This is a genomic window from Bacillus sp. SM2101, assembly GCF_018588585.1.
In the GTDB taxonomy this organism is placed as follows: domain Bacteria; phylum Bacillota; class Bacilli; order Bacillales; family SM2101; genus Nanhaiella; species Nanhaiella sioensis.
The window spans coordinates 40,979-60,108 of sequence record NZ_JAEUFG010000024.1; the positions used below are offsets into that span (position 1 = coordinate 40,979).

The 19,130-nt window shown below is 34.5% G+C and carries 21 protein-coding genes; 16 read left to right on the forward strand and 5 right to left on the reverse strand.

Annotated features, from left to right (window positions below; translation table 11 throughout):
* The first annotated feature begins 95 nt into the window (after positions 1-95).
* The 5 genes from JM172_RS18890 (at position 96) to JM172_RS18910 (ending at position 3,849) form a co-directional block, all read left to right on the forward strand.
* A complete protein-coding gene (locus JM172_RS18890; RefSeq protein ID WP_214483925.1) occupies positions 96-932 on the forward strand; it encodes a VOC family protein in 837 nt (278 codons plus the stop codon).
* A gap of 23 nt (positions 933-955) precedes the next feature.
* The gene (locus JM172_RS18895; RefSeq protein ID WP_214483926.1) at positions 956-1,714 is read left to right on the forward strand and encodes a helix-turn-helix domain-containing protein; all 759 of its coding nucleotides are present in this window, start codon (positions 956-958) and stop codon (positions 1,712-1,714) included.
* Positions 1,715-1,775: 61 nt separating this feature from the next.
* The gene (locus tag JM172_RS18900) at positions 1,776-2,573 is read left to right on the forward strand and encodes an AraC family transcriptional regulator (RefSeq protein WP_320259230.1); all 798 of its coding nucleotides are present in this window, start codon (positions 1,776-1,778) and stop codon (positions 2,571-2,573) included.
* Between the two features lie 200 nt (positions 2,574-2,773).
* Complete coding sequence (locus tag JM172_RS18905) at positions 2,774-3,136, forward strand: VOC family protein (protein WP_214483927.1); 363 nt, start codon at positions 2,774-2,776, stop codon at positions 3,134-3,136.
* A 224-nt stretch (positions 3,137-3,360) separates the two neighbouring features.
* A complete protein-coding gene (locus tag JM172_RS18910; protein ID WP_250886768.1) occupies positions 3,361-3,849 on the forward strand; it encodes an SRPBCC family protein in 489 nt (162 codons plus the stop codon).
* 266 nt (positions 3,850-4,115) lie between these two features.
* Here JM172_RS18910 and JM172_RS18915 read toward each other — a convergent pair whose 3' ends face one another.
* On the reverse strand, positions 4,116-4,679 hold the full coding sequence (locus JM172_RS18915; RefSeq protein WP_214483928.1) for a hypothetical protein: 564 nt from the start codon (positions 4,677-4,679) through the stop codon (positions 4,116-4,118).
* A 102-nt stretch (positions 4,680-4,781) separates the two neighbouring features.
* Positions 4,782-5,354 (reverse strand): hypothetical protein, encoded by a 573-nt coding sequence (locus tag JM172_RS18920; RefSeq protein ID WP_214483929.1) that lies wholly within the window; start codon positions 5,352-5,354, stop codon positions 4,782-4,784.
* Between the two features lie 521 nt (positions 5,355-5,875).
* Here JM172_RS18920 and JM172_RS18925 point away from each other — a divergent pair.
* The 3 genes from JM172_RS18925 (at position 5,876) to JM172_RS18935 (ending at position 7,519) form a co-directional block, all read left to right on the forward strand.
* On the forward strand, positions 5,876-6,517 hold the full coding sequence (locus JM172_RS18925) for a class I SAM-dependent methyltransferase (RefSeq protein WP_214483930.1): 642 nt from the start codon (positions 5,876-5,878) through the stop codon (positions 6,515-6,517).
* 55 nt (positions 6,518-6,572) lie between these two features.
* On the forward strand, positions 6,573-7,043 hold the full coding sequence (locus tag JM172_RS18930) for a DinB family protein (RefSeq protein ID WP_214483931.1): 471 nt from the start codon (positions 6,573-6,575) through the stop codon (positions 7,041-7,043).
* Positions 7,044-7,108: 65 nt separating this feature from the next.
* A complete protein-coding gene (locus JM172_RS18935; protein ID WP_214483932.1) occupies positions 7,109-7,519 on the forward strand; it encodes an FtsW/RodA/SpoVE family cell cycle protein in 411 nt (136 codons plus the stop codon).
* A gap of 143 nt (positions 7,520-7,662) precedes the next feature.
* Here the strand turns inward: JM172_RS18935 and JM172_RS18940 are convergent, their stop codons facing one another.
* Positions 7,663-8,466: an EcsC family protein gene (locus JM172_RS18940; protein ID WP_214483933.1), complete on the reverse strand. Its 804-nt coding sequence runs from the start codon at positions 8,464-8,466 to the stop codon at positions 7,663-7,665.
* Between the two features lie 207 nt (positions 8,467-8,673).
* A complete protein-coding gene (locus JM172_RS18945; RefSeq protein WP_214483934.1) occupies positions 8,674-9,903 on the reverse strand; it encodes an MFS transporter in 1,230 nt (409 codons plus the stop codon).
* Positions 9,904-10,069: 166 nt separating this feature from the next.
* On the opposite strand from JM172_RS18945, the gene JM172_RS18950 reads away from it, so the two are divergent.
* The 8 genes from JM172_RS18950 to JM172_RS18985 all read left to right on the forward strand — a co-directional run bounded on the left by JM172_RS18950 (position 10,070) and on the right by JM172_RS18985 (position 18,954).
* On the forward strand, positions 10,070-11,830 hold the full coding sequence (locus JM172_RS18950; RefSeq protein WP_214483935.1) for an ABC transporter substrate-binding protein: 1,761 nt from the start codon (positions 10,070-10,072) through the stop codon (positions 11,828-11,830).
* Between the two features lie 50 nt (positions 11,831-11,880).
* The gene (locus JM172_RS18955) at positions 11,881-12,378 is read left to right on the forward strand and encodes a GNAT family N-acetyltransferase (RefSeq protein ID WP_214483936.1); all 498 of its coding nucleotides are present in this window, start codon (positions 11,881-11,883) and stop codon (positions 12,376-12,378) included.
* Positions 12,368-12,880 carry a GNAT family N-acetyltransferase gene (locus JM172_RS18960; protein ID WP_214483937.1) on the forward strand — a complete coding sequence of 171 codons (513 nt, stop codon included), beginning with the start codon at positions 12,368-12,370 and terminating at the stop codon, positions 12,878-12,880. Before JM172_RS18955 ends, JM172_RS18960 begins: the two co-directional genes overlap by 11 nt.
* A gap of 898 nt (positions 12,881-13,778) precedes the next feature.
* A complete protein-coding gene (locus JM172_RS18965) occupies positions 13,779-14,432 on the forward strand; it encodes a FusB/FusC family EF-G-binding protein (RefSeq protein ID WP_214483938.1) in 654 nt (217 codons plus the stop codon).
* A 342-nt stretch (positions 14,433-14,774) separates the two neighbouring features.
* Positions 14,775-15,740 (forward strand): Gfo/Idh/MocA family protein, encoded by a 966-nt coding sequence (locus tag JM172_RS18970; RefSeq protein ID WP_352223826.1) that lies wholly within the window; start codon positions 14,775-14,777, stop codon positions 15,738-15,740.
* Positions 15,741-16,096: 356 nt separating this feature from the next.
* On the forward strand, positions 16,097-17,071 hold the full coding sequence (locus JM172_RS18975) for a quinone oxidoreductase family protein (protein ID WP_214483939.1): 975 nt from the start codon (positions 16,097-16,099) through the stop codon (positions 17,069-17,071).
* Positions 17,072-17,416: 345 nt separating this feature from the next.
* The gene (locus tag JM172_RS18980) at positions 17,417-18,241 is read left to right on the forward strand and encodes an MBL fold metallo-hydrolase (protein WP_214483940.1); all 825 of its coding nucleotides are present in this window, start codon (positions 17,417-17,419) and stop codon (positions 18,239-18,241) included.
* Between the two features lie 47 nt (positions 18,242-18,288).
* Positions 18,289-18,954, forward strand: a complete 666-nt coding sequence (locus JM172_RS18985) for an HAD family hydrolase (RefSeq protein ID WP_214483941.1) — start codon at positions 18,289-18,291, stop codon at positions 18,952-18,954.
* Between the two features lie 72 nt (positions 18,955-19,026).
* On the opposite strand, the gene JM172_RS18990 is transcribed toward JM172_RS18985, so the two are convergent.
* Positions 19,027-19,130 (reverse strand): IS3 family transposase (locus JM172_RS18990; protein WP_214483464.1); only part of this gene is annotated, 104 nt, incomplete at its 5' end.

Genomic DNA, 19,130 nt, shown 5'->3' on the forward strand with positions numbered 1-19,130 from the left:
GCACTAGATGTATTGCTAATAGCTATGTACGAAAAACCTATAATCTACCCATTCTTTCTCTTATGAATATATCTTTTTTGAAAGAGGTGCTCAATATGTTATGTTCATCTATTGGTTGGGACGGTGGTTTCATTATGGTGGATTCTGATAAATTTGAAGAGGGGGTTGAATGGTATACGCAGTATATGGGGTGGGAATGTATTGACCAATTCCAAACTCATGTAGGAAAAAAAGCATTCTTTCGTCTTCCTATTCGTGATCATTTTGAACAAATTACATTGAAATCGTTTGAATCAAATACAGAGCATTTTCAAAAGGATGCTCAAAATGAAGGTCATGCTCGGCTAACATTCGATGTTGGAGATATTAATAAGACGCTGAATTATTTTCAAACAAACAACATTGTTGTTTCTGATGTAATGAAACTCGCTAATGGGATAAAAACATTTGATATAAGCGCTTTTAATGGCGCGAGATTAACAGCTATACATAACCCCGAGCTTGAAGGAGAGTATCCTCATGCTAGGTTAATTAAATTTGGAACTGCAATATCTACTATTATAGGAGTTTCTAATCTTGAGTTATCAGCAAACTGGTATATAGATAATTTTGGAATGGAAATAATAACTAGCTTTCCAGATACTCGAGGGGTCCTTATGCACGCTTTTACTTCATCATGGAATGAGAAGAGAGAACGAATACCAATATTATTAGAAGAAATGATAGACAGTGATTTTGAACATTCTAACCCATCTGTAAGAGTTTATTTTGATTTAAAACAAAAGAACATGTTCTTCAACACGTATGAATTGTTTAAAGAAAGAGGAGTAATAACGTCCCAAATTGCTGGGGATCCAAATATGTGGGCTGGTTTTCATGTGTATGATCCAGATGGTAACCGCATAAATCTGTGGACGTATCAGATGAGCTAACTTTAATTGGGATGTGAATATAGATGAAGATAAACGATTTTGCACAAAAAACAGGTATACCATCTAGTACTTTACGTTTTTATGATCGGAAACAAGTTCTTGTCCCTGAAGAAAGATTAGCTAACGGATACCGTATGTATACGGAAAATCAAATTAAGCAAGCTCAGTTTATACATTCACTTCGACAGGCAGATGTTTCTATCACTGATATCCAACTATACTTAACAGCTGATCATGAAACGAAATCAAAGCTTGTTAGGGGTTGGAGAGAAAATATCGAATCAAAGCTTTCTGCATTACATATTGCACAAAAGTATTTAGGAGGCTTTCATCCCGAAAATGAAGGCATTTACTTAGTTAAATGGAATGAACCTAGAGATTTTATATGGTTTACACATACTGTTGAACGAAAAATGAACCCATTTCACGCATTTATTGAGTCTGACCGACATAAAGCTCTACAACTTGGCTTGACGATTATTCCTGAAATTTACATAAGAACACATGAAACAAATAACACTCAAATGACAGGAGAAATTGGCTTCCAAATTAAGAGTTATTATAATGAAGTAAGCGAAGAAGGAATTAATTTCGAATCTTATCCACCTACGCTTTTCACTACGATCAAGTATCCTATTCATAATGAGTATATTTGTTTTCATTATATGAAAGTTATCCAGCAGTATGGGTTTATTCCTAAGGGTCAAAAAATGGAGCGTTACGAAAGTGAGGATGCAACATATTTTCAGTTAATGATACCTGTAATGCATTCTGTCAACTAGAAGAAATGATGTGATGTAGAAAACTCATACTAAAAAAAGAAAAATAGATTTTTTAAAGCAGGTGAACAACTTGACAAGAAATGGTGATCATGTCAAAGCTGTTGTCCAAGCGGTAGAATATATGAAAAAAAACTTAGATAAAGAGATTACGACTGAAGAATTAGCGTCACTTGTAGGCTATAGCTCTTTCCATTTTTCAAGGTTTTTTAAAGAAGTGACAGGAATATCACCTCGTCATTATTTGTCTGCGCTACGCATTGAGGCGGGTAAGCAAATGCTTGTCAGACATTCCTCTCCATCTATTATCAAGACGATGATGTCCATAGGTTTTAGCAGCCTAGGAAGCTTTAGTGCAAAATTCAAACAATTTGTAGGTTTACCACCGAAGCAGTTTCAGGTAACTACAAACGACTTATATCATTTTGTTAATCAATACACAGAAGGAGAAAATTCAGTTATTCAATACTTTCATCCACCAGTTCTAACGTGTCATATAGAAGCACCAGCGCAATTTAAAGGATTCATATTTGTTGGCTTATTTCCTCGACCGATCCCTGATGAAAGACCAGCTATTGGAACTGCATTTACCCAAAAACAATCGAGTTGTATATTTTCTCAAATCCCTACTGGGACCTATTATGCTCTTGCTGCAGGTATACCGCTAAGTATGAATCCTAAAGATTATTTCTTGCTAGAACATGCTTTCCGTGGGATGTACGATGATCCGATTCACGTTACAGGTACTACAGATAAGGAGATACACATTAAGTTAAGGAGCCCTTTGCCGTTCGATCCACCGATCTTAATCAACTTACCACAATTATTATTAGAACAGGTACAAAAAGTGCGGAAAAAATGACTGTAATCACTTGAAAAGGATGTGCATATCAACACGTTTATTCATAGACTTTATCTGCTTATGATGAGGGGGCATACTCCATCACCCTCTATTGCACAAGATAAAGAATACCTTGTAGTTACAATAAAAAGCAAACTAGGAGAAATTTTATTTATGTATTATTGTTAAAATAAGGATGTGAACAATAAGGAGGTCATGTTATGTTAAATAAAGTATGTGTCATTACGGTTAAAGTAGACAATATGCAAGAAGCAATTCACTTTTATACAAAGATGTTGGACTTTAAAGTGTCTGAGCATTATGGTGACAAGATAGTTAGTTTAGTACAAGATGAAGTACCGATTGTTCTAGAGGAAACAGGGACGAAAAATACCGCATCAAACCAAAATGTGCTATTTGGTATTATATCAGAGGATCTTGATAAGGATTTGACGGAGTTAAAATCCAAAGGGGTAAGGCTCCTATTCAGTGAACCTAAACCATGCCCGCCGGGTCGTTACCTTGTCATAGAGGATCCAGCAGGAAATCAAATTGAACTTGTTGAGTTTTCAAACTTTAATTGATTATATTTGTGCATTGAGAAAGGTCAAGGAATTTTGTTTTCCATGAGCTTCACAATTCAACCTTTTTATTTTCCTGAAGCAAGTGTACGTTATGATTAGAAAAACAACAATCTATGCGAAGACAGGCTAAACTAAATTCAATGGTGCTTGAGGGTATAGTATTACATGAAATTCTCGCAATCAATAAAATAAATTCCATATTTATTTATAAGGAGAGGGTTTTGTTGAAAACATCTACAGGAAAAAGTATCTTGAAAAAGGATGTTCTTATTAATGCTCCATTAAATCTTGTGTGGCATGCATGGACGAATTCCGATAGAGTTTCTAAATGGTTTGCACCAATAACCGTTGTTGAACCTAAGGAAGGTGGGGCATTTGAGTTATATTTTGACCCTGAAAATGTTGAAGGTATGAATACGAAAGGTTGCAGAATAAAAAGGTTTGTTCCAACAAAGCAATTAGAATTCACTTGGAAAGGTCCTGATCAGTTTGCTTCCATTATGAACAACCAAGATGATCTTACACTTGTAAATGTTCTTTTTGAAGAAGAGGAAGAAAAAACTAAGGTTACACTTGAGCATTTTGGATGGGGATTCGGAGCAGCTTGGGAAGAAGCATTTAAATGGCATGAGATGGCATGGCATGGGGCGCTCGGAAGTCTGAAATCTGCATTAGAGAAGGGTGAAGGCGAACTTTGTTGTCAGCCAGAATAAGCTTATATAAATAGTAAAGTATGATCTTGCTAGTCTTCTTTTATAATCATTTGAATGTTACATAATATAAGAAAAGATGCAATTTGGAATATTATAGCGAATGATTAGATAGAAGGGGATTTAACTTCGGCATTAATTTTCTTTACTACGTTAGAGATTTACGAACGAAATTAAGATTAGGTGATGTAGTAATTCATAATGTACCTGTAAGAGCGTTGCCTCATAAGCTATTTGGCTTATGAGACAGCACCTTAAATATCCCAACATTATTTGCTATTGTTAATGAACTCTACTACAACACCGTTACCTCTTAATATATGGTTGATCATTTGACCGTTTTGGATATAAATCCTATCACGGAATTCATTTACATCACCATTGCTATATTTAAACTCTATCACTCTTTTTCCATTTTCTTTTGCAATTAAATTAGCAGTTTCAACATCATCCCATTTGTATAGTTTCTCTTTTGTAGAGATGGTTTGATTGACTACGATACCATCATTTGTCATATAAAGATAATCATTCATACCAAAGAAGATCAAGATTGCAGATATAACAGTTACAATCAGCATCATACTGTTTGTAATAAGCTTCTTCACCTTTTTACTTGATAAAAAAACATAAAGCATTAAGGCTAGCCCTATAAGACCTAAAGCTATTCCGATTAAAAAGTATGCTGATAGGTTCGGCGCAAAATACCATGAATATTCCAAACCTTCAACAAACAATGATTGAAAAATCCGAATAATGAAAAAAGGAGCTAGCCAGCAAGATAATAATAAAATGACTCCTATTGAAAATAGTATAGTGTGTTTAGATGAATACATATTATCCCCCTTTTCAAAGTTATAAAAAATTTACCATTTTTCTACTATTTTTGCAATATAGTAGTGAAATTCAAATTGAGAAAAGTAGAAAGCAAGGACGAACTATTTACTATCATTTTCATTACTGACTCCGATTGCTACTTCATGTTTCTTTAAAATTTCATTAATAATCTTCATATTATTTTTGTAAACTGTATCCTGAAGCTCAAGCTCTACTCCGTTCGTGTATGTAAGCTTAATAACCTTATGACCATTACCAATGCCAATAAAAGAAGCAGCTTCAATATCCTCCCATCTATATAACTCTTCTTTTAATGAAAATTTATCATTTAATAATACCCCATCAGTCGTCATATATAAGTAACTATGCAAACTAAAATACATTAAAATGATTGAGGCAGTAGTAAAGATAACTAGTACTGTTCTTGCAACTATCTTATTGACTAATTTACTTACTAAAAAGACATAAATGAGTAGCCCCACTCCAATCAGTACAAATCCTATGACTAGCATGATGTACCCTGAAGTAAGAGGAGTAAAATACCAAGAATAGTTTAAATTGTCAGCAACACCAAATAACCTTTGGAAAAAATAAAGATAAACAGGAGCGATTATACTAGATAAAGTGAACATCAACCCTAATGCAAACATTAAATTGTGCCTTTCCGAAAACATACTATCCCTCCAATTTGTAGTAATTACGTTGAAATATAGGTTATTAAACAACCAGATGATTATAAATATTATGTATTGCTCATTATTTTTACGGAACTAAATAGAAAAAGTTACATAATATTTAAAAAAATTACAATATTTTTAACAAAATAAAAGAGCAATAGTATATTCACCAATAGTCGGTGCTGAGTGACATTATCCGTATACAATAAGATTCCATGGCATCTTTTCGTTTAAACAAACATTGATTGTTGCTTTCGATCTAATATATAAACACATATAAACATAGCGTTTATGGCATTTTTTCTACTTTTATAATTAATGATCATTCATACAAAAACATTTTATTGTAAATTTTTTAGATAAAAATAACCAAAACAAAACAATGTGCAGCTGTTCTAATTTGAGAAAAAAGCAGCAAGTTAAGAACCTAAATAAAATCAAAATTAAAGAGATAGCTGTATTGAAATAACCTTTTTGTTATGTTAAAATAAACCAATTTGTGCAAAGGGGGAATTCAATTGAACTTATATTATAGTAATCGTGCTCAAGAGTATGAAAGGGTATATTACAGAAATGATGAAGTACGGCAGAAGGAGCAAGCGGCGATTCGTGAATCGATGATTACACTATTTGTAAACAAACACGTGCTAGAAGTTGCGTGTGGAACGGGTTATTGGACGCAGTTTGTTGCTCAAGATGTATCCCATATTACTGCTATTGACGTTTCAGATGAAGTAATAAAGATAGCAGTAGAAAAAAATCTACCATCTAATAAAGTTCTGTTTCAGCAGGCAAATGCGTACGAGTTGAATAAAGTTCAAGGAAATTTTAATGCGAGTTTTGCTAACTATTGGTTCTCTCATATTCCTAAAAATGAAATTGAAAAATTCTTAAAGCAACTTCATGCACGAGTTGGTACAGGGGCACAAATTTTTATGGCAGATAATGTATATATTGAATCGATTGGTGGATCCTTAATTGAAAAAGCAGGTAGTAAAGATACATATAAATTAAGAACATTAGAAAACGGTTCACAATATGAAGTAATTAAGAATTATTATAACGAAGCTGAATTGCGTGAAATTTTTACACCTTATGCTAGAAATTTAGACATAACGATTGGTCAATGTTTTTGGTGGATATCTTATCTAGTAAAATAACACGTAGTTACTAATATATAGACACTCAATTAAGGGAGTCAGTTGAGGTGAGGTTATGAATCTATTTTGTGAAAGTGCCTTTAGGCAAATAAATGTTCTTGCTCAATCAATATGTGACATAATTGACAAGCTAGAGGGTAATGATTTAGCAAGAAGACCTACTGAAAATAAACATTCAATCGGTGAACTACTGAAACATATCGCAATGATTTGTGAGGCTGATTTACATATTTCAGATGAAAAGAAGATAGAAGAAATGGAAAGTTATTATTCATCAAAAGTAATTAGTAGCAAAGAGGAAATTAAACAGGAGTTAATGAATAACGTTCAGTTATTGCAAGAAAGGTACGCATTTTATAGTGAGAAAGAATTAATGCAGATGACTACTTCATACTGGGGAGTTACATATACCCGTTTTGATTGGTTATTAGAAATTGTCGCTCACCTATATCACCATAGAGGACAGCTACATGCGATATTAGTTCATTATTACAAACAAGATCCAAATATTAATTTGTTTGAATAAATTGTTTTTAGGCACCTTGTGTGCTTTTTTTATTATCGGTCCAAAAAACTATTTGAAAACTTTATTTGTTCATTAGAGAGTATTGGTCAAATGCTGGTTGGCTTGGTCAGATAAATGAAAGTGGTAAAGAGTTTGTACCGTTTGCACACACTGATTTTGCCTTTTTAGGTGTAGCATATGAGTTAGGGTGGATAATTGCTATTATACTATCGTTCTGGATTTCAAGAATGGTCGTTGTTTACCATAAAATATCGGACAAATTTGGAAGAATGCTAGTCATGGGTGACATTTCTATCTTTACTGTTCAAGCTGTCTATAATATTTCTATGGTGCTAGGTTTTTTATCTTTAACTAGTATCCCATTGCCATTTAAGCTATGGTTTAATGCCCACTGTACTAAATACAACGGTTGTAGGTATTGTACTGAGTGTGTATCAAAGAAAGATTTAATCTTTGTAACAGCGACATTGAAGTAAATTTAGTAAACCAATCAATAAGGGATTTTTATTTTTAACCGTAAAAAAATATTTGTTCAAAAGTTTAAGGCAACAGTGATTATGATACGAAACTACTATTTAAATAGAAGGAAGCCGGTGAGCTACTTTACGCTCTCCGGCTGTTATTCTGATTCAATTAATTGTAAACGTTTAAGGATCGCCCTTTTTCTATACATCATTACTCCTGCCTCAGCTATATCATTTACTGCAGAGCGGTTAATAAATGCACCAATTAACAGTCCAGCAATTGGTATTATTTGAAAAAGTTTTTTCCAGCCAATTTGATCCCGATAGGAAAATACGACCTCTCTCCACCCTTGAATCTCTGCTGCAACCTCTCTTTTTGACTCATTTTGATCGGACTCGAACATGGAAAGCTGCTGTAATATTGCCTTTTTACCAACAATATCAGAGGAAATGAATTGTAATACTTTCACGATGAAAATTCTTTCATTTTTATCTGTTGGGTCAAATCCATAACAAATAGCTATGTCTTGAAGAGTTTTCAGTTGGATGCCGAGTAAAATGGGTATATCAATAGTAAGAGTGAAAATACCTCCAACTCCAGTGCTTGCCCCTTGGAAGGTGGCCACTTTTTTGCGATTTAAAGATAGCTTGGCAGCAGCTTCATCCATGCTAGCAATTGGCAGATTATCTACATCTTTTAAAGTGTTGATTTGTTGATTTGGATAGTAATTTTTCACGGCAGAAATGGAGCTCAAATATCTGCCTCCTGACTGGATGTATGTGCCTAGTTCATCAAGGATTACGCCAACTTTGTTTTGTATGAACTTTGGAGTGAATCTGTCAATCAGTTTGAAAGGAAGCCGTCCGAGCTTTTCCCAAAACCATAAGTCGCTCTGGTCTTTTTCCCAATCCTCACAATTCTTTAACTCATTTTTTAAATGCTCTATCGTTTCGTTCATTATTAGCGCCCTTTCATAGAATGTGGTAGTAGAAATACGTATTAAAATAATAAAGGTTTCACAAATATTAATAATATCTTTGTGAATATAGTGATAACATAAACATTTCCACTTTTGGAGCGACTATATGAGGAATAGGTGGAAGATATAAATTCCACCTGATAGAACTAGTTGTAAATACAAAGTCTATGTGAAATACACTGCTGTTTAGACTAGCTTTCGAAAAGAATGAAAATAAAGCCTTATAAACATAATTAGGATAATTAGTGTTGAGAAAACAAATAAAATTCTTACTGAAAACCACTCTGCCCACAAACCTGCAATGAATAAACCAAGAGGTAGTGTAAGTTTCATAAGCATTGATGACGTTCCTGAAACACGACCTAATAGGTGATTAGGTGTAAATTCTTGTCGGATTGTAAAATATACAATATTACTCATTGTAATTGCAAACGTACGGATGGCTAGTGAAATTCCAATTGCCCACCATGTTGGAGCAACTATAAGTACCCCCATTGCACATGCATCAATGAGTAAACAAAATGTAAAAATGTTTCCTCTTCCAAATTGTTTACGAATGTGGTTAATAATCGCAGCACCTAGTAACCCTCCAATAGCAGAAATGCTAAACATTAACCCGACTTGAGCAGATGTAGCTCCTAGTTGATCTTTTACATAAAAAATAAGTACCCCTGTTATAAGACTCGCTGCGAAATTTACAAATAGTATGGTGATCGTTGGTGTTAATAACGTCTTATTAAAGAACAGTTCATCAATACCTTCTTTTATATCACGTAACATTGAATTATGCTGTTTTGTCGTGTGGTTATTTGCAGGCAAACGGATGAGCTGTACACAAATGTATAGTATGAATAAACATACCATGTATACCATCAAAGTTGAGGTGTAAGAAAATATTAGTAGAGCAGCACCTGCTAATCCAGGACCGATCATTTGGATAAAAGTATTAACGAAAGTCATTTGTGCATTTGCAGAAGTTAATTGTTCCTTTGTAACAATTTGTGGTAAAACTGAATGGTTAGCATTTCCAAATGTATATCCTGCCGAAGAAAGAATAAATCCTAGTATGTATAAATGCCAGATGGCCAACTGATCGGTCATGAGTAGTAAGATAATTCCAGTGATTGATGCAACTTGTATAAAACTCGTCCAGGCCATCATTTTTTTGCGATTAAATCGATCTACAAACACGCCCACAATCATCCCAATAAAAATATTTGGGAAAAACTCTATCGCACGCATAGTACTCATCGCTAGTGCTGATTGACTTATATCATAAATGAGCAATGGGATTGTAATAATATACATTTGCATGCCGAAATTTGAAATCATTGAACCAAACCAAATAAGTAGAAAATTTTTATTTCTCCATAATGTTAATGGTGCGCTCCGCTGTTGTGCGGTTTGAACAGCCATTCATATCCCCCTTATCGTTTAATGTAGTAGTTGAGGGGTTCGACCCCTTTCTTACGCAGTGTTGTTGTCCTCTTTTTTAAACACGCATTAGTAGTGTAAAATATAAAAAGGTGAATAAAAAGTGAGATGTTTAAATTAAACTGTTCACCTTTTATTGGGGGAAAAGATGAAATACTTTGATTATTTAATAAAACTTACTGAACACTTTAAACCTGGAGTTGGGAATGAAACAACCATCTTTGACATATCTGAGCTTTTAACTTGTTCAGAGCGTCATGTGAAAACGATTGTTCAGTATTTAAATGATGAAGGTTACATTAAATGGAAAGTCCAGAGAGGTAGAGGAAAGAAGCCAACAATTACGATTATTTATTCTAAGGAGCAGCTTTGTCTTAATTACGCAAAACAAAAAATTCAACAAGGTCAATATCAACAAGCCTTTCGTATTGTGGAAAGTTTAGGTGATTCTTCACGAACTGATATCCAAGAGTGGTTTATAAAGCATGTAGGCTTTTCACGACTACAACAAAGAAATAAAGCTGGTGAAAATCTAGATATTCTGACATACCCTTTTTATGAAACGGATTTATCGATGGATCCACTACATATTCAATCCCGTCACGATTCCCATATGGTACAACAAATTTTTGATAGGCTGGTAGAATATGATCCAAATACATGTCAACTAATGCCAAGTATTGCCCATAGGTGGGAAAGTGTTGATGGAAAGCTATGGACCTTTTATTTACACAAAGGGATAAAGTTTCATCATGGTAGAGCGTTAACAAGTGAGGATGTAAAATTAACTTTTAGTAGGTACCCGAAAGAGGATATCCTTATGACTAACATGGAATGGATAGAAATAATTGACAAGGATGTTATCCAGTTTCAATTAAAGAATGTTGATTATTTATTTCCGCGTCAGTTATCGGGAATGAGATTCTCCATTGTACCTCTAGAAGTGGTTAAAAATGATCATGAGAATTTCCGTCGATTTCCGATCGGAAGTGGACCTTATAAAATTACGCAACACAATGAAAATAACATTCGGTTAGAGTTATTTGCTAAATATTTTGGAGTTAGGCCGTGGTTAGATAGAATAGAGATTATTAAAACACCAACTCCATTTAAAGAGGAAGAGGGACTTCCGTTACTATTACATTCTTTAGACGAATCATGGGAGCAAGTAAAAATGCTAGAGAAAGGAGCAACCTTTATTGCATTTAACTGTAAGAAAAATGGGCCATTGAGAGATCAAGATTTTCGTGAGGTAATCAGTAGCTCGTTAAATCAGCAGGATTATTTAGTTGAAAAAGAAAGTAGACGAGCTGCGTGTAGTTTTGTAACTGATCGGTCTATTGAAAACAGTGTTACTGGTGTTAAGAATTGTAGCATGATAAGTGATACAGAAATAATACTGAAGATTGGAGTGCAGCAAATTCGAGATGGAGTAAACTTTGAGGAGGAAGCCAAAATCCTACAAAAGCAATTACTTAAAGTAAATATCACTTCACATATTGAACTAGTAGATTTTCATCGTTTTAGCGGATATGAAGAGTTTCAAGATTTTGATCTATTTGTCGGAGGGATTGCACTTGCAGATGACCAGCTATTATCAGTAATTACTGCACTTCAATCACAAGTCATAAATATTTATCACTTTCTAAATGAACCAATGAGACAATACGTTGACCGACAGGTTTCCTACATAAAACAATTAACAGATGAAACTGCCCGATGGAAAACGTACTTTCAAACAGAAGAGTATTTGAAAGGAAACTACGCTATCTATTTTTTATATCATCGTTATCATACTGTGTACAAGTCTAAAAACAGCCGATATGTAAATTTAGAACTCGATAGTAACGGAAGAGTCGATTATCGGAAAGTATGGAAGAGAACTGGTCAACTTGGGAATCCAACATAGGTCATGGTACTACATAATTTAAGTTATATTTTATTCAAAGGGGGATAACATTGATTCGAAGTTATAAGCTTGAAGATATCAATTATATTATTAGTACTCATTACGAGATTTATCATAAGGAATACCATTATGATGAATCATTTAAAGAATTTATTCAGGAAAAAGTTTGGGATATCGTCAATAGATCCCATGTTAGAGAAAATATATGGGTGGTAGAAAAAGAGGGAGATCTGAAAGGTTCAGTTTGTATTAATCAGTTTGATAGCGAAATTGCTCAGCTAGGTTTATTTCTTATAGAACCCCTTTCAAGAGGTTTAGGTATAGGTAGTCAACTAATAAAGACAGCCATCACATTCTCTACAGAGAAAAAGTATAAGAAAATAATTTTGTGGACAAATAGTGACTTAATAGCTGCAAGAAATCTATATAAAAAGTTTGGGTTTGAAATAGTAGAAACACAAGAAGTTGTTTTATCTAACATTACTATGGTTGAGGAACGTTGGGAGCTAATACTGAATAGTGAGGGGGAGAGAAAAGGTGAAAATTAGAAAAGCAGTTTTAAAAGATGTAAAGTCTATTGCAAAAGTACATGTAGACAGTTGGAAGACTACATACAAGCATATTGTACCAGACGAGTATTTAAACAAGTTATCCTACAAAAGTCGGGAACAACTATGGGAAGAGATTGTCCCAAGTGGAAATGTATATGTTGCGGAAAATAATCAAGGTCAAATTGTTGGCTTTGCAAACGGTGGAAGGGAAAGGTCAAGACAGTATGATGGCTACGAGGGAGAGTTATATGCCATCTATCTGTTACAAGAATATCAAGGATGTGGCATAGGGAAACAACTTATAATGCCAATTATCGAACATCTAAAACAATTAAAGATACATAGTATGGTTGTGTTCGTCTTGGAAGATAATAGCGCATGTCAATTCTATGAAGCTCTTGGTGGTAAAAAAATGGACTCGTTGGAAATTGTAATAGCCGGGAAGAAACTGAATGAAGTCGTTTATGGTTGGAGTGACATAAGTTATATTCTCTCATAGATTTTATGTCGAGTTAGGCGCGCTTCAATCAGCTGAGCGTGCTGTGTCTGATATGAACGAGATTTAGAGTCATTTATTATATTATCAATCCTAAAAAGTACAGTCAAAGATGGCTGTGCTTCTTTAAAAGGTAAGAAAATATAGAAATAATTTTTTGTTCTTTCACTGTATGAGAACTCTATGTCTAGCTTCAGCGTCTATCTCTTTGAGGTCACTTCGCAAATTTACCCGAAGGCATTTGGGCTGTTTAATTTAATAATGCGATTATGACCAGTTATTATGCAAAAACGACCGATTATCGAAATTCCATTTACAGGATGATGGATATTTTTATAGTTATTATCTCGAAGAAGTAGAAGCACTTGCAGACCGTGTAGGCATTATGCATGGAGGAGCATCGTATACTCATTATCATGGTAGAAAGAGGATCTGTCCGTTCGAGGGTATAAGTTTGTTTTCTACAAAAGTGGAGCATTTAACATTCAACTTTAATTACTATATAACAGATTGGTGGTCATGGTTTAGGTTCATGGAATAGTATCTTAACCCACTGGAGTTTTAACGCAGTCAAATCTTTATTCCTTTGATATAATACCAAATAACAGAGAGATTTGTATGATCGAGTAAAAGTTTTTAAGAATGATGTATGAAGACTGAATTTTATATATAATGAACAATTAAGGGGGTGGATGAAAAATGGCAAACGAATTATGCTTGCCAAAGTTAAAGATATCCCATGCAAAGCCTGCGGCTGGGGGCGATTCTTTGCATGGGTGGACATTGAGGTAAATAGAGTGTTCAAAGTTTAAGTAACCTCTTTACGTCGCCCGTATAAGCTCGTTCCTAAATGTGGTTTTGCACCTTCATTTTATTTATAAAATAAGGAGCGGAAGATATTATGAGTAAACTATTTATTAGGAACCATCAATATAATCTAATTAAGAGACAAGTAAGCATTATTCAACATGCTTTAAAGACTACAGCTGATCTAAATGTAATGGAAGTAGCAAAATATAGTGCGCTATCTAAAGTTCTTGATGCTATTTCTCATACGACGGATTCACAAGATCAAATGTTAAGGAAAATGACTGATTTAGAAACAGCTGAGGAGTTTCAACAGTATATAAATTCATTAGAGCCATTGCTGTTAGAATTTCCACAAGTGACTAAAAAACAATTAACAAAACTATTCTCAAAAAATAAAAAACTTAAGCTACCTGATTTAGCAAGTATAGATTTTCAATTCTTGACCTATCTAGGTTGGCTTGATATATCAAAAAATAAACTGTTTATCGTTTATGAACTAGACAATGAACTAATGGGTATAGAAGGTAACTTTACTATAACGAACAAAAAGAATATATGCTCGTTATGTAAAGGATTCAGTAAGGTTGTGTTCGTTTCAGCAATATCTAAAACAAAACCTAAAAATGCTTCACCTGATTATTATAAATCTTATGGAAACTATATGTGTATGAACAGTGAAGAGTGTAATCAGAACATAACAGATGTATCAAAAATAGAAAGCTTTATTCGAAATGTAAGAGGTTAACCTCCAATGTGTTTGAAACCACGGGAAAAGTGAGGAAGGTGTTATGGATGCTCACCGCCCGTGCTGTGGTAAGTGAGCATCAAGGGGCAGAAATCTTCTGCCCTTTCGTATCTTTTAGCTAAAGGCTGTCTTCGCATAAGTTGTTGTTTTTCGTACAAAAATTAAACATGAATACAACTAGCTTTCGTGGCATCTTTTCTTTTTTAAAACGATAACTGTTCCGTTAAACAACATCTTTACCTTCAAATTTAGGAACAATAGCAACAAAGCTTCCGAAACGAAAGCCTTACTAAATAGCAGCAAAGTTAACGAAAAAGCCCTAATAAAACAACGAGACAGAAGGTGACGGTTTTGAGTGAAAAAATAAAAGTAGGTTTAATTGGCATGGGAGCGATCGGTGAAAGAGTGTTACGACAATTTCAACAGCATAATGAAATCGATATTGCGGCACTTTGTGATCGAAACGCAGATAGTTTAAACAAATTTAAGGATGAATTGCCAAATGTATCTCTATACTTGGATCATTTAGATATGCTTAAGGATGAAAGTATTCAGTTAATTTATGTGGGGGTTCCTCCTAAATTCCATCATAAAATAGCAATAGATGTAATAAGAAACGGCCGACACCTGCTATGCGAAAAGCCGCTTGCAAATTCTACTGAAGAAGCATTGGAAATGGTAGAAGAGGCTGAAAAAGCTAATATTGTGCATGCCATGAATTTTCCAATGGTATATAGTCAGGCATTCCAAGTATTCAAAAATAAGATCATGGATGGTGAGCTCGGGTCAGTAAAAAAAATTGAGCTTAACTTGCACTTTACGGAGTGGCCTCGCAAATGGCAGCAAAACGAATGGATTTCTAGCAGGGAACAAGGGGGATTTATTCGAGAAGTTGCTCCTCATTTTATTCAAATCATACACGACGTTTTCGGGGAAATGAGCATTGTTCGATCAAGTGTTGAATATCCTGAAAATGAAGACTTGTGTGAAACAAGCTTTATCAGCTCTATGAAGCTTTCAGGTGGAATTCCCGTTCTATTTAACGGGTTAGCAGGTATTGGTCAACAGGAGCATCTTTCTCTAAAAGTTTTCGGAGACCAAGGAACATTGGAAATTGAAAATTGGGGAATCCTTTCACAAACTAGAGCTAATGACAATGGAAGTATCATTCCAGTTGATAGTGTTGACAAAGAAAACGTAGTGGACGAACTGGTGAAGGCGATCAAAGGCGATTCAGCTAAGCTCGTATCTTTTAAGGAAGGTTATGCAGTTCAAAAGGTGTTAGATGAAATTTTATTGGCGAAGTAGAGGCACTTTTGTGTCTCTTTTTTTTTATGCCAGATATAGCATATCTACATGGTTAAAGTCCATCATCGCGGTGCATATCGACAAACCACTTTGGAGCATCCCCTACAATAGTTAGTGAAGAATTCATTAGTGCTTGAATACACACCTAATGAAGATAGCAAAGAACGAGGAAACCACCCTGAAAACCGGTTCAGACTCCCACAATATATACCCTGTCTCTTTTTTTTCATAAAAGAACGTATAATAATTAATTCTTATTCGCTGTAATAACATATTGCTATTATAGATTTTTTATAGTGTAAGATAAAATAATTGATGTGGTATTCTATGGAAGTTCATTATAGAGGTGGATAGAAATGAGGAGTATTGTTATTAATCAATTTGGTGGTCCTGAAGTACTTGAATTAACAGACGTTGAAATTCCTGTCGCAGGTCCACATGAAGTATTAATTCGCGTAGAGAAAACGAGTGTTAATTTTGCAGACATAAAAAAAAGAAAAGGGAACAAAGGTCATGGAAGCTTTCCATTATCGATCGGCTTGGATGTAGCAGGAACGGTGGAAGCTGTTGGGGATGAAGTTGAGAGGATATTTGTTGGCCAAAGGGTGATCGCGTTTCCTTCAAATGGCTCCTATGCTGATTACGTGGTGGCTAAAGAATCATTAACCTTTGTTCTTCATGAAGATATTGATTTTTCAACAGCTGCAGCTTGCCCAACAGTTTCAATCTTAGCGTATAAGCTACTTCATGATATTGCTAGGGTTCGAAAAGAGGAGACGGTCCTTATACATGCGGCCGCGGGAGGAGTAGGGACAACTGCTATTCAATTGGCAAAGTTACTAGGTGCAGGCAAAGTGATTGGTACGGTTAGCAATGAGGCTAAATTTTCAGTTGTGAGAGAAGCTGGGGCTGATGAGGTCATGTTATATGATGGGTTTTCTAACAAAGTAAAAGAGCTTACGAATGGGACAGGTGTAGATATTGTTTTAGATTCTATCGCTGGTCGGATTACTGAACAAAGTTTAGCATGCTTAGCGAAGTATGGCAGGCTGATCCAATTTGGAAATTCCAGTGGTGAAGTAGGACATTTTCAAACAAGTGAGCTTCACTCAAGTTGTAGATCTGTACTAGGGTTCAGTTTAGGTACCACACGAAAGGAAAGGCCTCAGTTGTTAGAACAAGCAGCTAAGCAAATCATAAGATATTTATCAAACAAACAATTAACGATGAAAATTGGCAAAGAGTTTCCTTTACAAGAAGTAAGGAAAGCCCATGAATATATTGAATCAAGAGAGAATATAGGAAAGGTACTATTAACCGTCAGAGGATAACCTTATAATAGTAAGAGATTGGAATTGTTGAATTTGTTTTGGTACTAGCTTACAAGCATAGAGGTTTATTAATAGAGTATTTTCTCCTTAATTTTAGACTGTTTTCGCATCGATTGTTGCTTTTAGTCCTAAGAAATAAGTACGTACAAATCAAGTCATTCTCATTAAACATATAGTCAAAGTTTATTTGCTGCTGTCCTAAGTTAGTCTCAATACAACAAAGTTTACAAAAGGAGCCTTAATTATATTGTATTAAGAGCGATGTACAAATCAATTTGAGTGTTCGTTTAAAACAATGACTATCAGATAAACGTATGGGAAGATAGATTAACGAGGGGGAGTTAGATGATAATATATAAAAATCAATATGTTACAGTGTTTCAAAGTGCATTATTTCAAACGACATCAACAGTTATTGAACTTCCAGAATTTGTATTAGTTGTTGACCCGACATGGTTACCAGCTGAGGTAGAACAAATAAAAGAATATGTTTATCGAAATCAAGGCGATCGAAAGTTATATCTATTATTTACTCACTCGGACTGGGACCATATTATCGGATATGGGGCTTTTCCTGATGCAACGATCATTGCTAGTTTTGAGCTAGTAAACAAAGACCATAAGGAAAAGGTACGTATTCTTGAACAAATCTATTCTTTCGATGATAGGAACTACATTGAGAGAGGGTATGAAATTACTTATCCGAAAGTTAACCACGTCATTCAAGTGGATGGAGAGCAATTGCCTATAGAAGGTACAACACTTACTTTTTATAAAGCGCAAGGTCATACTGATTGTGGAATATTCACAGTTATTGAACCTCTAGGCATTTTTCTAGCAGGTGATTATCTTTCAAATTGCGAATTCCCTCTCATATACCATAGCAGTAAAGCGTATGAACTCACGCTAAATAAAGTAGACGGAATTTTAGAGCAGCACGATATCAAATTAATGATTCCAGGGCATGGGTCTGTAACTGAAGATAAGTCGATTATCAAACAAAGAAAACTAGAATCAATGACGTACATAAAACAGCTTAGAGCGTTGCTCCAGGAAAACAACAAGGAACAAATTGAAAAAATGATAGAGAAATATCGCTTTCCTAGAATGATGAAAGATTTCCATAAGGAAAACCAGCAATTATTAAGTAAAGAGCTAGGAATCTCATAACGTTAGCTGAATAGAACAAATACAGTGTACTAAGAAAGGACTTGAACATGGGTAATTACAAAGTAATTCTTTTTGATTTAGATGGAACACTTTCAGATCCTAAAATAGGCATAACCAAATCAGTTCAATATGCATTGAAGAACATGAATATTGTTGAGAATGATCTCGATAAGCTTGAATGCTTTATTGGTCCACCTTTACAAGTTTCTTTTGCAGATTATTATCATTTTGATGAGGAGAAAATTGAACGAGCAATTGAATTATATAGAGAGAGGTTCAAGGACAAGGGGATGTTTGAGAATGTCCTATATCCAAATGTTCCTAGCCTGTTAAGTCAACTTAAGGAACAAAATTATAAGTTAGTTGTAGCAACCTCAAAGCCGACAGTATTTGCAGAAAAGATACTCAACTACTTCCATATAGAACAGTTTTTCGACCTTGTAGTTGGTAGCAATCTTGATGGATCAAGGGCATCAAAAACAGAAATTATTCAGCACGTTTTAGATGAGTACAACGAAAATGAGCTGAATGATTTTATTATGATTGGTGACCGTAAGCATGATATAATCGGCGCGAATAATACTGGAATTGATTCCATAGGCGTCACATATGGTTACGGCTCATTTGAAGAACTGAGTATTGTTAAACCTACTTACATTGCAAATAATGTTGAAAAGATTAGGGAGATTTTTTTAGCGAATAAAGTTATATAAAACTCTTTCAAAAAGGTAAGACTCATCGGATATATAAAGTGTACCCTTTGTAAAGGACATTTTAAAAAAAGCCTAGGCTACATTAAGAAGGTGATCTCTGTATTGAACAGGGGTCATCTTCTTTAAATTCCATTGATATCTGTATTTATTGTAATAAATCATATATTGCTTAATTT